Source organism: Bradyrhizobium sp. Arg816 (assembly GCF_029989365.1).
Lineage (GTDB): Bacteria > Pseudomonadota > Alphaproteobacteria > Rhizobiales > Xanthobacteraceae > Bradyrhizobium.
This window is the reverse complement of record NZ_JAPRAQ010000006.1, coordinates 240,988-254,716: the sequence shown is the minus strand read 5'-3', so window position 1 is coordinate 254,716 and position 13,729 is coordinate 240,988. Positions and strand designations below refer to the sequence as shown.

Sequence of the window (13,729 nt, the reverse complement as noted above, 5' to 3'; positions counted from 1 at the left end):
TCGAGACAGAGGGCTGGGCCAACGGCGGCTGTTCGGATCCCTGAAATTCATTCGCGTCTGTCGACGGACGTTGGACATCAAACGATGGCAGTCAGCCCGTTCAAGTTCTTGCAGGAAGTGCGCTCGGAGACCGCCAAGGTCACCTGGCCGACCCGTCGTGAGACCACGATCACCACCATCATGGTGTTCGTGATGGTCGCCGTGGCCTCGATCTTCTTCTTCGCCGCCGACCAGATCATCCGTTACCTCATCACCTTCCTTTTGGGCATTCACTGATGGCAACAGCCGCTGCAACCCAATCGACCGACAAGCGCTGGTACATCGTCCACGCCTACTCGAACTTCGAGAAGAAGGTCGCCGAATCGATCCGCGAGCAGGCCAAGCAGCGCGGGCTCGAGGAGCTGTTCGAGCTGGTGCTGGTTCCGACCGAGAAGGTCACGGAAGTGCGCCGCGGCCGCAAGATCGACGCCGAGCGCAAGTTCTTCCCGGGCTACGTGCTGGTGAAGATGAAGCTGACCGACGAGGCGTTTCATCTGATCAAGAACACCCCGAAGGTCACGGGCTTCCTCGGCGCCGAGAACAAGCCGATGCCGATCTCGGAAGCCGAGGCCATGCGCATCCTGCACCAGGTGCAGGAGGGCGTGGAACGGCCGAAGGCGTCGGTGTCGTTCGAGATCGGCGAGAACGTGCGCGTGGCCGATGGTCCGTTCGCCTCGTTCTCGGGTGTGGTCGAGGAAATCGACGAGGCGCGCTCGCGCGTGAAGGTCGCGGTGTCGATCTTCGGCCGCGCCACGCCGGTCGAACTGGAATTCGGTCAGGTCGAGAAGGTCTGATCGGACGAGGCGTGAGGCTTCGGTTTCACGCTAGCAAGAGGCCGTGGGAGGGAGAGGGCGGTTGCCAGCCGCATCCGACCCAGACCACGAACCTGAAACCGCCGGCCCTGCCGGCACAACAGGAGTGATACATGGCAAAGAAAGTGACCGGATACCTGAAGCTTCAGGTCCCGGCCGGTGCGGCGAATCCTTCGCCCCCGATCGGTCCCGCGCTTGGTCAGCGCGGTCTCAACATCATGGAGTTCTGCAAGGCGTTCAACGCCCAGACCCAGAAGGAAGAGAAGAACACCCCGATTCCCGTCGTGATCACGATCTACGCCGATCGTTCGTTCACGTTCGAGATGAAGACGCCCCCGATGTCCTTCTTCCTGAAGCAGGCCGCCAAGATCCAGTCCGGCTCGAAGGCGCCGGGACGTGACAAGGCCGGCAAGGTGACCAAAGCGCAGGTGCGCGAGATCGCCGAGAAGAAGATGAAGGATCTCAATTGCGATTCCATCGAGTCGGCCATGAAGATGGTCGAGGGCTCTGCCCGTTCGATGGGTCTGGAAGTGGCGGGGTAAGCGGTCATGGCAATCGGAAAGCGTTTGAACAAAGCCCGCGAAGGTGTTGACCGCGAAAAGCTTTACCCGCTCGCGGACGCCATCAAGATGGTCAAGGAACGCGCCAAGGCGAAGTTCGACGAGACCATTGAGGTCGCGATCAATCTCGGCGTCGATCCGCGTCACGCCGACCAGATGGTCCGCGGCGTCGTGACCCTGCCGAACGGCACTGGCCGTACGCTCCGCGTCGGCGTGTTCGCCCGCGGCGCCAAGGCCGATGAGGCCAAGGCTGCGGGCGCCGACGTCGTCGGTGCCGAAGACCTGGTCGAGAAGGTGCAGAACGGCTCGATCGATTTCGACCGCTGCATCGCCACCCCCGACATGATGCCGCTGGTCGGCCGTCTCGGTAAGGTGCTCGGCCCGCGCGGCCTGATGCCGAACCCGAAGATCGGCACCGTGACCATGGACGTCACCGGTGCGGTGAAGGGTGCCAAGGGCGGCTCGGTCGAGTTCCGCGTCGAGAAGGCCGGCATTTTGCAGGCCGGCGTCGGCAAGGCCTCGTTCTCCGAGGAGAAGCTGGTCGAGAACATCAAGGCTCTGGCCGATGCTGTCTCGAAGGCGAAGCCGGCTGGCTCCAAGGGCACCTACATCCAGCGCGTTGCGGTGTCCTCGACGATGGGCCCGGGCGTGAAGGTCGAGCCGGGCACGATTCTCGGCTAAGGCTTGCCTCGGCTGAGGTTTGGAAATTGCATGAGGCGAGGGGCGGAATTGGGCAACCGATTCCGCCCCTCGTCGTTTGTGGCGTTCATCGGAAACAAGAACCGGGAAACAAGAAAAAATGGCTGACAAGGTCCTGATCTACTCGCGCTTCCCGAAGACGATGATGGCGCGTTTCGCGGAGCGGTTCGAACTGCTCGACACCGGCGGCAAGCCGGCGCTTGAGGTGTTTTCGGCCGATGAGCTCGGCGGCATCCGCGCGATGCTCACCGCCGGCGGCTCGCCGCTTGGGGCGGACACGATGGACCTGTTCCCAAAACTGGGCGCCATCGTCTGCTACGGCACCGGTTATGACGGCGTCGACCTGACGGCGGCCGCCGCGCGCAACATCGCGGTCGGCCACAGCCCCGGCGCCAATGCGGCCTCGGTTGCCGATATCGCGATGACCCTGATGCTGGCGACGACGCGGCGGATCCTGGTCGCCGACCAATATGTCCGCAGCGGCGATTGGGCGGGCTCGAAGCAGTCGCCGATGATGCGCCCGCAAGCGGGCATGCCCGGCCGCCGCATCGGCGTCTACGGCATGGGCGAGATCGGCCGCAAGATCGCGGCGCGCTGCGCCGCCTTCGAGAGCGAGGTCGGCTATTTCAGCCGCAGCAAATACGATCTGCCCTATCAATATTTCCCGACGCTGGAGGCGCTCGCCGACTGGTGCAGCGTGCTGATGATCGCGGTCCGGGCAGGGGCCGAGACCCAGCACGTCGTCAACGCCGATATCCTCGGGCGACTCGGGGAGCACGGCTACGTCGTCAATATCTCCCGCGGCTCTGTCATCGACGAGAGGGCGCTGGTCGCGGCGCTCTCCGACAAGACCATCGCCGGCGCCGGCCTCGACGTCTACGAGAGGGAACCGCACGCCCCCGACGCGCTGACGGAGCTCCCAAATGTCGTGTTCGCCCCGCATATCGGCGGCCACACCCTCGAATCGCACGTCGCCATGCAGAACTGCGTGCTGGCGAACCTGACGGCATTCTTCGCGGGCGAGCCGCTGCCATACCGGGTCAAATCGGCCTGAATCGGCCCTTGTCGGGGCGTCTCAAGCCCCGCCGCCAGTGGATTGGAACTGGTGTGAATTTTGCTCTTGGCAAGCGGGCTCCGAGCGGTTAAAGAACCGCTTCCGGACGTGCCGGCCTCGGCTGGCGCGTTCGTGCACGCATTCCGAAAACCCGACAAGACAGGAGATCATTCCTTTTCAGGACGTCCGTGAGGATTTGCCCGAAAAGGAAGGAAAACCCGTCGGTTGGTGGAGTGCGGGCAGGGGTCGGGCGGTTCGCCGGCTGACCTTGTCCTGTCCAAGACTGCAGGCGCCCGCGGGAAATTTCGATTTCTCAACGGCTTAATCGCATGGCCTGCATAGACGGGTGAAGACCGGATTTCACTTCGCACCCAGCTTTAACGGCTGGTTCGCGAAACGGGTCTGGTTCGGACCTCGACACGCCGTGGGCCTTAAGGGCTCCCGGAGGGCAGGCTTTGAATTGTCGTCTCGCCCGGCGCGTGTCCCAGGGGTTTTGGCCCCGAGGTTCAGGTTTTGGGTGGGACGATGGGTGCAACCCGGCGGTCCCGCTTCTCGCGATGACCGCCAACCGGAAAGAGCTTGCTGTGGAACGAGCGGCAAAAAAGGAAGCGGTCGAACAGCTCAATGGGGTCTTCAAGACCACGAGCGTCGCGGTCGTTGCTCAATATTCCGGCCTGACCGTTGCCCAGATGCAGAAGCTGCGTATGCAGATGAAGCAGGCTGGCGCCTCGGTGAAGGTCTCGAAGAACCGTCTCGCCAAAATTGCTCTTGAAGGCACTGACGTCGTTGCCATCGGCCCCATGCTGAAGGGACCGACCGTGATCGCCACTTCGAACGATCCGGTAGCGGCGCCAAAGGTCGCCGTCGAATTCGCCAAGGCGAACGAAAAGTTCGTCATCATTGGCGGCTCGATGGGGAAGACCGTCCTGAATGTCGACAGCGTGAAGGCGCTTGCCTCGCTGCCGTCGCTTGATGAACTGCGCGCCAAGATCGTCGGCCTGCTTGTGGCCCCGGCGACCAAGATCGCTCAGCTCGCCAATGCGCCCGCGGGCAAGCTCGCGCGCGTCATCCAGGCTCATGCCTCAAAGGGCGAAGCGGCCTGACGCCCTTCGCAAAACTCAAACCCGAACCAGACATACACTCAAGGAAACTGAACAATGGCTGACTTGCAGAAGATCGTTGACGACCTCTCGAGCCTCACCGTGCTCGAAGCTGCCGAACTCGCGAAGCTCCTCGAAGAGAAGTGGGGCGTTTCGGCTGCCGCGGCTGTCGCCGTGGCCGGCCCGGCTGGTGGTGGCGCTGCCGCCGCTCCGGCCGAAGAGAAGACCGAGTTCACGGTCGTTCTCGCCGCCGCCGGCGAGAAGAAGATCGAGGTCATCAAGGAAGTCCGCGCCATCACCGGCCTGGGCCTGAAGGAAGCAAAGGACCTCGTCGAGGGCGCGCCGAAGCCTGTCAAGGAAGGCGTGAACAAGGACGAGGCCGAGAAGCTCAAGGTCCAGCTCGAGAAGGCTGGCGCGAAGGTCGAGCTCAAGTAAGCAACGCTTACTGGCGCAAGACCCCGGGCGAACATCAGCGAGACCGGGGTCTCGGTCCACCCATCACGGGGTGGGCAACATGCAAAAGGCGTGCGATGGAACATCCCGACGCAGGCCGAACACGAAAAAGTGTGGGGATTTGAGGGTCAACCCCTCGAATCTCCACTACTGTCGCCCCATATCGGTTCGGCAGCACGAAAGCGCGGTGGGCAGGGATGCCGGATTTCCCTGTAAGCCGTTGGGAGAGCAGGCTATTTCGGGCTTTTGCAGTCCGTGAAGACAATCGTTGTGACGGGCGGGCGTGCCTATGCGCCCCGCGCGTCGTTTTGCGTTTTGAAGGTCTGAAGAACAGATTCAGGACATGACGGCCTGAAACTGGATTTTTAGTCCCCGAAACGGGTTCGAAAAATTCAACCCGGGGAGCGGCGGCAGCCGCGTCCTGGACGGCGCGCCCAGAGCGGGCGACGAAATGAGAGGCCACGATGGCGCAGCAGACATTCACCGGTCGCAAACGCGTTCGCAAGTTCTTCGGACACATCAAGGAAGTCGCCGAGATGCCGAACCTCATCGAGGTTCAGAAGGCGTCCTATGACCAGTTCCTGATGGTCGACGAACCCGCGGGCGGGCGTCTCGACGAGGGCCTGCAGGCGGTGTTCCGCTCGGTGTTCCCGATCTCCGACTTCTCGGGCACCTCGATGCTGGAATTCGTCCGCTACGAGTTCGAGCAGCCGAAATACGACGTTGACGAGTGCCGCCAGCGCGGCATGACCTTCGCGGCCCCCCTCAAGGTGACGCTGCGCCTCATCGTGTTCGACATCGACGAGGAAACCGGCGCGAAGTCGGTGAAGGACATCAAGGAGCAGGACGTCTACATGGGCGACATTCCGCTCATGACGATGAACGGCACCTTCATCGTCAACGGCACCGAGCGCGTCATCGTCTCGCAGATGCACCGTTCGCCCGGCGTGTTCTTCGACCACGACAAGGGCAAGACCCATTCCTCGGGCAAGCTGCTGTTTGCCGCCCGCGTCATTCCGTATCGCGGCTCCTGGCTCGACATCGAGTTCGACGCCAAGGACATCGTCTATGCGCGTATCGACCGTCGCCGCAAGATTCCGGTGACGTCGCTGATGTTCGCGCTCGGCCTCGACGGCGAGGCGATCCTGTCCACGTTCTACAAGAAGATTCTCTACAAGCGGACCAAGGAAGGCTGGCGCGTTCCGTTCGACGCCAACCGTTTCCGCGGCTACTCGACCATCAACGACCTGATCGACGCCGACACCGGCAAGGTCGTGCTCGAGGCCGGCAAGAAGCTCACCGTGCGCGGTGCGCGTCAGATGCAGGAGAAGGGCCTGAAGGCGCTGCGGCTGTCCGATGAGGAGCTCGTCGGCAACTATCTCGCCGAGGACCTCGTCAACCCGAAGACCGGCGAGATCCACGCGGAAGCCGGTGAAGAGATCACCGACAAGTCGATGAAGGCCCTCAACGAGCAGGGCTACAAGGAACTGCCGCTGCTCGACATCGACCACGTCAATGTCGGCGCCTACATCCGCAACACGCTCTCGGCCGACAAGAACATGACGCGCGAGGACGCGCTGTTCGACATCTACCGCGTGATGCGTCCGGGCGAGCCGCCGACGCTGGATTCGGCGCAGGCGATGTTCCAGTCGCTGTTCTTCGACGCCGAGCGCTACGACCTGTCCGCGGTCGGCCGCGTCAAGATGAACATGCGCCTCGACCTCGATGCGCCCGACACGCAACGTACGCTGCGCAAGGAAGACATCCTCTCCGTCATCAAGACGCTGGTGGATTTGCGCGACGGCAAGGGCGAGATCGACGACATCGACCATCTCGGCAACCGCCGTGTGCGCTCGGTCGGCGAGCTCATGGAGAACCAGTACCGCATCGGTCTGCTTCGCATGGAGCGCGCGATCAAGGAGCGCATGTCCTCGGTCGACATCGACACGGTCATGCCGCAGGACCTGATCAACGCGAAGCCGGCGGCTGCCGCCGTGCGCGAGTTCTTCGGCTCCTCGCAGCTCTCGCAGTTCATGGACCAGACCAACCCGCTGTCGGAGATCACACACAAGCGCCGCCTCTCGGCGCTTGGACCGGGCGGTCTGACCCGCGAGCGCGCCGGCTTCGAGGTGCGCGACGTGCATCCGACGCATTACGGCCGCATCTGCCCGATCGAGACGCCGGAAGGTCCGAACATCGGCCTGATCAACTCGCTCGCGACCTTCGCGCGCGTGAACAAGTACGGCTTCGTCGAGACGCCGTACCGCAAGGTCAAGGACGGCCGCGTCACCGACGAGGTCGTGTACCTCTCGGCGATGGAAGAGGGCCGCTACACGGTCGCGCAGGCCAACGTGCCGCTCGACCCGAAGGGCCGCTTCACCGAAGATCTCGTGGTCTGCCGTCACGCCGGCGAAGTCTTGCCGGTGACGCCGGACAAGGTCGACTACATGGACGTGTCGCCGAAGCAGCTCGTTTCGGTCGCCGCGGCGCTGATCCCGTTCCTCGAGAACGACGACGCCAACCGCGCGCTGATGGGCTCGAACATGCAGCGCCAGGCGGTGCCGCTGGTTCGCGCCGAGGCGCCGTTCGTCGGCACCGGCATGGAAGGCGTGGTTGCGCGTGACTCGGGTGCCGCGATCGCGGCACGCCGTTCGGGCGTGATCGACCAGATCGACGCGACCCGCGTCGTCATCCGCGCCACGGAAGATCTCGATCCGACCAAGTCGGGCGTCGATATCTACCGTCTGATGAAGTACCAGCGCTCCAACCAGTCGACCTGCATCAACCAGCGTCCGCTGGTGAAGGTCGGCGACATCGTCAAGAAGGGCGACATCATCGCCGACGGTCCGTCGACCGATCTCGGTGAGCTCGCGCTCGGCCGCAACGTGCTGGTCGCGTTCATGCCGTGGAACGGCTACAACTTCGAAGACTCGATCCTGCTCTCCGAGCGGATCGTGAAGGAAGACGTCTTCACCTCGATCCACATCGAGGAGTTCGAGGTGATGGCCCGCGACACCAAGCTCGGCCCCGAGGAAATCACCCGCGACATTCCGAACGTCTCGGAAGAAGCGCTGAAGAACCTCGACGAAGCCGGCATCGTCTACATCGGCGCGGAAGTGCGCGCCGGCGACATCCTGGTCGGCAAGATCACGCCGAAGGGCGAAAGCCCGATGACGCCGGAAGAAAAGCTTCTGCGCGCCATCTTCGGCGAAAAGGCCTCCGACGTTCGTGACACCTCGCTGCGCGTGCCTCCGGGCGTGCAGGGCACGATCGTGGAAGTGCGCGTGTTCAACCGTCACGGCGTCGACAAGGACGAGCGTGCGCTGGCGATCGAGCGGGAAGAGATCGAGCGTCTGGCCAAGGACCGCGACGACGAGCAGGCGATCCTGGACCGCAACGTCTACAACCGTCTTGCCGAGCTCCTCGAGGGACGGCAGGGCATTGCGGGCCCGAAGGGCTTCAAGAAGGACACCAAGATCACCCGTGCGGTGCTCGAGGAGTACCCGAAGTCGCAGTGGTGGCTGTTCGCTTCGCCGAACGACAAGCTGATGGCCGAGATCGAGGCCATGCGGAAGCAGTACGACGAGTCGAAGAAGGGGCTGGAACAGCGCTTCCTCGACAAGGTCGAGAAGCTTCAGCGCGGTGACGAATTGCCGCCCGGCGTGATGAAGATGGTCAAGGTCTTCGTCGCGGTGAAGCGCAAGATCCAGCCCGGCGACAAGATGGCCGGCCGCCACGGCAACAAGGGCGTGGTGTCGAAGATCGTGCCGATCGAGGACATGCCGTTCCTCGAAGACGGTACGCATGCCGACATCGTGCTCAATCCGCTCGGCGTGCCCTCGCGCATGAACGTCGGACAGATCCTCGAGACCCATCTCGGCTGGGCTTGCGCCGGCCTCGGCAAGCGTATCGGCCAGACGGTCGATGCCTATCTGTCGAAGCAGGACATCAAGCCGCTGAAGGAAACCTTGAAGAAGGTCTACGGCGAGGACGAGACGATCAAGTCGCTCAACGACAACGAGTTGATCGAGCTTGGTCACAATCTGAGCCGCGGCGTGCCGATCGCGACGCCGGTGTTCGACGGCGCCAAGGAAGCCGACATCGAGGAGATGCTGAAGCTTGCCGGTCTCGACGCTTCGGGTCAGTCGACCGTCTATGACGGCCGTACCGGCGATGCCTTCGATCGCAAGGTGACGGTGGGCTACATCTACATGCTCAAGCTGCACCATCTCGTGGACGACAAGATCCACGCGCGTTCGATCGGTCCGTACTCGCTCGTCACCCAGCAGCCGCTGGGCGGCAAGGCGCAGTTCGGCGGTCAGCGCTTCGGCGAAATGGAGGTGTGGGCGCTCGAGGCTTACGGCGCGGCGTACACGCTCCAGGAGATGCTGACGGTGAAATCGGACGACGTCGCCGGCCGTACCAAGGTGTACGAGGCGATCGTCCGCGGCGACGACACGTTCGAGGCCGGTATTCCGGAATCGTTCAACGTGCTGGTCAAGGAAATGCGCTCGCTCGGCCTCAACGTCGACCTGCACAACTCCAAGGTGGGACCGGCGCCGACGTCGGAAGCAGCCGAGTAATACGACCTTTCATGCCCGGCCTTCACGGCCGGGCATCGGCGCCCCTCCCGAGGCCTTGAGGGCAGGGCGCCCCGATTGAGTGATTTTCGAATTTGCGGCCGTAGGCGACCGGCACGCGAGGAGAAGACGATGAACCAAGAAATTATGAATCTCTTCAACCCGACGACTCCGGCTCAGGTCTTCGACCAGATCCGGATTTCGATCGCGTCTCCTGAGAAGATTCTGTCCTGGTCCTACGGCGAGATCAAGAAGCCGGAGACCATCAACTACCGTACCTTCAAGCCCGAGCGCGACGGCCTGTTCTGCGCCCGCATCTTCGGGCCGATCAAGGACTACGAGTGCTTGTGCGGCAAGTACAAGCGCATGAAGTACAAGGGCATCATCTGCGAGAAGTGCTCGGTCGAGGTCACGCTGTCGCGCGTCCGGCGCGAGCGCATGGGCCATATCGAGCTCGCGGCCCCCGTCGCCCACATCTGGTTCCTGAAGTCGCTGCCCTCGCGCATCGGCCTTCTGCTGGACATGACGCTGAAGGATCTCGAGCGGATCCTCTACTTTGAATATTACGTCGTGCTCGAGCCGGGCCTCACCGCGCTCAAGGACCGTCAACTGCTGTCGGAAGACGAGTATCTGAAGGCGCAGGACGAGTACGGCCAGGATTCCTTCACCGCCATGATCGGCGCGGAAGCGATCCGCGAGCTGCTCAAGGGCATGGACCTCGAGAAGCTCGAAGCCACCTTGCGCCTCGAGATGCAGGAGACCGACTCCGACATCAAGCACAAGAAGCTCGCCAAGCGCCTGAAGATCGTGGAAGCGTTCCGCCACTCCGGCAACAAGCCGGAATGGATGATCATGACCGTGGTTCCGGTGATCCCGCCGGACCTGCGTCCGCTGGTGCCGCTGGACGGCGGCCGCTTCGCGACCTCGGACCTCAACGACCTCTACCGCCGCGTCATCAACCGCAACAACCGCTTGAAGCGGCTGATGGAGCTGCGCGCGCCGGACATCATCATCCGCAACGAGAAGCGCATGCTTCAGGAAGCGGTCGATGCGCTGTTCGACAACGGCCGCCGCGGCCGCGTCATCACGGGTGCCAACAAGCGCCCGCTGAAGTCGCTCGCCGACATGCTCAAGGGCAAGCAGGGCCGCTTCCGTCAGAACCTGCTCGGCAAGCGCGTCGACTATTCGGGCCGTTCGGTGATCGTGGTCGGTCCCGAGCTGCGCCTGCATCAGTGCGGCCTGCCGAAGAAGATGGCGCTCGAGCTGTTCAAGCCGTTCATCTACTCGCGGCTTGACGCCAAGGGCCTGTCCACCACCGTGAAGCAGGCGAAGAAGCTGGTCGAGAAGGAGCGGCCCGAGGTCTGGGACATCCTGGACGAGGTCATCCGCGAGCATCCGGTGCTGCTCAACCGCGCACCGACGCTGCATCGTCTCGGCATCCAGGCGTTCGAGCCCGTGCTGATCGAGGGCAAGGCGATCCAGCTGCATCCGCTGGTTTGCGCCGCGTTCAACGCCGACTTCGACGGCGACCAGATGGCCGTGCACGTTCCGCTGTCGCTCGAGGCGCAGCTGGAAGCGCGCGTGCTGATGATGTCGACCAACAACATCCTGCATCCGGCGAACGGCCAGCCGATCATCGTGCCGTCGCAGGACATCGTGCTCGGTCTCTACTACGTCTCGATCATGCGCGAAGGCCTGCCCGGCGAGGGCAAGATCTTCGGCGACATGGCCGAGCTCGAGCACGCACTGCACGCGAAGGTCATCCACCTCCACACCAAGATCAAGTATCGGTGGCAGGGCATGGACGAGACCGGCAAGGTCTCGACGCGCTGGATCGAGACCACCGCGGGTCGCGTCATGCTCGGCAATCTGCTGCCGAAGAACCCGCGGATTTCGTACGAGATCATCAACAAGCTGATGACCAAGCGCGAAATCTCGGGCGTGATCGACCAAGTCTACCGTCACTGCGGCCAGAAGGAGACTGTGATCTTCTGCGACCGCATCATGGCGCTCGGCTTCTACAACGCGTTCAAGGCCGGCATCTCGTTCGGCAAGGACGACATGGTCGTGCCGAACTCCAAGTGGAAGATCGTCGACACCACCCGTACCCTGGCGAAGGATTTCGAGCAGCAGTACAACGACGGTCTGATCACCCATGGCGAGAAGTACAACAAGGTCGTCGACGCCTGGTCGAAGGCCACGGAAGAAATCGCCAAGGCGATGATGAAGGAGATCTCCTCGACCAAGAAGACGGCGAGCGGGGCGGATGCCGACATCAACTCGATCTACATGATGGCTCACTCCGGTGCCCGTGGTTCGCCGGCCCAGATGCGCCAGCTCGCCGGCATGCGCGGCCTGATGGCCAAGCCGTCGGGTGAGATCATCGAGACGCCGATCATCTCGAACTTCAAGGAAGGCCTCTCGGTGCTCGAGTACTTCAACTCGACCCACGGCGCCCGTAAGGGCCTCGCGGACACCGCGTTGAAGACCGCGAACTCGGGCTACCTGACCCGTCGTCTCGTCGACGTGGCGCAGGACTGCATCATCACGCAGAATGACTGCGGCACCAAGCTCGGCATCAAGATGCGCGCCATCGTCGATGCCGGCACCGTGGTTGCCTCGCTCGGCTCGCGCATCCTGGGACGTACGGCCTGCGAAGACGTGCGTGACAGCTCGGGCAAGGTGATCATCAAGCGCGGTACGCTGATGGAAGAGAGCCATCTGGACGCCATCCACCAGGGTGGCGTGCAAGAGGTGAAGATCCGCTCGGCACTGACCTGCGAGCTCGTCAACGGCATCTGCGGCATGTGCTACGGCCGCGACCTCGCCCGCGGCACGCCTGTCAACCACGGTGAAGCCGTCGGCGTCATCGCGGCGCAGTCGATCGGCGAGCCCGGCACCCAGCTGACCATGCGCACCTTCCACATCGGTGGTGCGGCGCAGCTCAACGAGCAGTCGTTCGTCGAATCCAACTTCGACGGCAAGATCGTGATCCGGAACAAGGCCATCGCCCGCAACAGCGAAGGTCACCTGGTCGCGATGGTCCGCAACATGGTGATCGCGATCGTCGATGCCGACGGCACCGAGCGTGCAACGCACCGTATCCAGTACGGTTCGCGCCTGCATGTCGACGAGGGCGACACCGTCAAGCGCGGCCAGCGTATCGTCGAGTGGGATCCCTACACCCGTCCGCTGCTCACCGAAGTCGAAGGTACCATCGGCTTCGAGGATCTGGTCGAGGGGCAGTCGATCTCGGAAACGCTCGACGAGGCCACCGGTATTGCCAAGCGCGTGGTCATCGACTGGCGCTCGACCCGCGGCGGCGCGGACCTGCGTCCGGCCATCGTGGTCAAGGGCAAGGACGGCAAGGTGCTCAAGCTCGCCCGTGGCGGCGATGCCCGCTACATGCTGTCGGTCGATGCCATTCTCTCGGTCGACGTCGGAGCCAAGGTCAATACGGGCGACATCCTCGCCCGTGTCTCGACCGAAAGCGCCAAGACGCGTGACATCACCGGCGGTCTGCCGCGGGTGGCGGAACTGTTCGAGGCACGGCGTCCGAAGGATGCGGCGATCATCGCCGAAATCGCGGGCACCATCCGGTTCGGGCGCGACTACAAGAACAAGCGTCGCATCTCGATCGAGCCGATGGACAAGACCGACGAGGCACGCGAGTACCTGATCCCGAAGGGCAAGCACATCCACCTTCAGGACGGCGACGTCGTTGAAAAGGGCGACTTCATCGTGGAAGGCAACCCGGCGCCGCACGACATCCTGGCGGTCAAGGGCATCGAGGAGCTCGCGGCCTATCTGGTCAACGAGATCCAGGAGGTCTACCGGCTCCAGGGCGTGCTCATCAACGACAAGCACATCGAGGTGATTGTCCGTCAGATGCTCCAGAAGGTGGAAGTCACCGACCAGGGCGACACGGACATGATCTCCGGCGAGCAGGTCGACAAGATCGAGTTCGACGCGCTCAACGAGAAGGCGAAGGAAGAGGGCAAGAAGATCGCTACGGGAACGCCGGTTCTGCTCGGCATCACCAAGGCGAGCCTTCAGACCCGCTCCTTCTTCTCGGCGGCCTCGTTCCAGGAGACCACCCGCGTCCTCACGGAAGCGGCGGTCAACGGCAAGGTCGATCCGCTCGAAGGCCTCAAGGAGAACGTCATCGTCGGCCGACTGATTCCGGCGGGCACCGGCGCCTCCATGGCCAAGATCCGCGAAGTCGCGATGAAGCGCGACAAGCTGATCCTGGACGAGCGCGAGAAGCAGGCGGCCGTCGTGTCGCCGGCGCCGGAAGCGGAGCTTCCTGCGCTGCCGCCTGCGGAATAATCGCTCATCCGTAGGAATACCGAGGACAATGAAAAGGCCGGCGCAAGCCGGCCTTTTTGCTGCTTTGTTTGCCTGTTGCGGTGCAGGATCAACCTTTGTTCAT

The 13,729-nt window shown here is 63.2% G+C and carries 9 protein-coding genes; all 9 read left to right on the top strand.

From position 1 onward, the window contains the following. The first annotated feature begins 84 nt into the window (after positions 1 to 84). The 9 genes from secE to rpoC all read left to right on the top strand — a co-directional run bounded on the left by secE (position 85) and on the right by rpoC (position 13,626). Complete coding sequence (secE, locus tag OWC48_RS17445) at positions 85 to 276, top strand: preprotein translocase subunit SecE (RefSeq protein WP_007611620.1); 192 nt, start codon at positions 85 to 87, stop codon at positions 274 to 276. Next, positions 276 to 833, top strand: coding sequence for a transcription termination/antitermination protein NusG (nusG, locus tag OWC48_RS17440; RefSeq protein WP_063982569.1), 558 nt, complete (start codon positions 276 to 278; stop codon positions 831 to 833). The genes secE and nusG overlap by 1 nt, the downstream gene beginning before the upstream one ends. A 131-nt stretch (positions 834 to 964) precedes the next feature. Next, positions 965 to 1,393 (top strand): 50S ribosomal protein L11, encoded by a 429-nt coding sequence (gene rplK / locus OWC48_RS17435; protein WP_006611824.1) that lies wholly within the window; start codon positions 965 to 967, stop codon positions 1,391 to 1,393. A 6-nt stretch (positions 1,394 to 1,399) separates the two neighbouring features. After that, entirely contained in the window at positions 1,400 to 2,092 is a 693-nt protein-coding gene (gene rplA, locus OWC48_RS17430; protein WP_014494487.1) for a 50S ribosomal protein L1, read from the top strand. Positions 2,093 to 2,210: 118 nt separating this feature from the next. Continuing rightward, positions 2,211 to 3,164: a 2-hydroxyacid dehydrogenase gene (locus OWC48_RS17425; RefSeq protein WP_282521070.1), complete on the top strand. Its 954-nt coding sequence runs from the start codon at positions 2,211 to 2,213 to the stop codon at positions 3,162 to 3,164. A gap of 584 nt (positions 3,165 to 3,748) precedes the next feature. After that, positions 3,749 to 4,267 (top strand): 50S ribosomal protein L10, encoded by a 519-nt coding sequence (gene rplJ, locus OWC48_RS17420; protein WP_247967835.1) that lies wholly within the window; start codon positions 3,749 to 3,751, stop codon positions 4,265 to 4,267. A gap of 54 nt (positions 4,268 to 4,321) precedes the next feature. After that, the gene (rplL, locus tag OWC48_RS17415) at positions 4,322 to 4,699 is read left to right on the top strand and encodes a 50S ribosomal protein L7/L12 (protein WP_063982571.1); all 378 of its coding nucleotides are present in this window, start codon (positions 4,322 to 4,324) and stop codon (positions 4,697 to 4,699) included. A 482-nt stretch (positions 4,700 to 5,181) separates the two neighbouring features. After that, positions 5,182 to 9,300 carry a DNA-directed RNA polymerase subunit beta gene (gene rpoB, locus OWC48_RS17410; protein ID WP_028152884.1) on the top strand — a complete coding sequence of 1,373 codons (4,119 nt, stop codon included), beginning with the start codon at positions 5,182 to 5,184 and terminating at the stop codon, positions 9,298 to 9,300. Between the two features lie 129 nt (positions 9,301 to 9,429). Next, positions 9,430 to 13,626 (top strand): DNA-directed RNA polymerase subunit beta', encoded by a 4,197-nt coding sequence (gene rpoC / locus OWC48_RS17405; RefSeq protein ID WP_282521069.1) that lies wholly within the window; start codon positions 9,430 to 9,432, stop codon positions 13,624 to 13,626. Positions 13,627 to 13,729 lie beyond the last annotated feature (103 nt).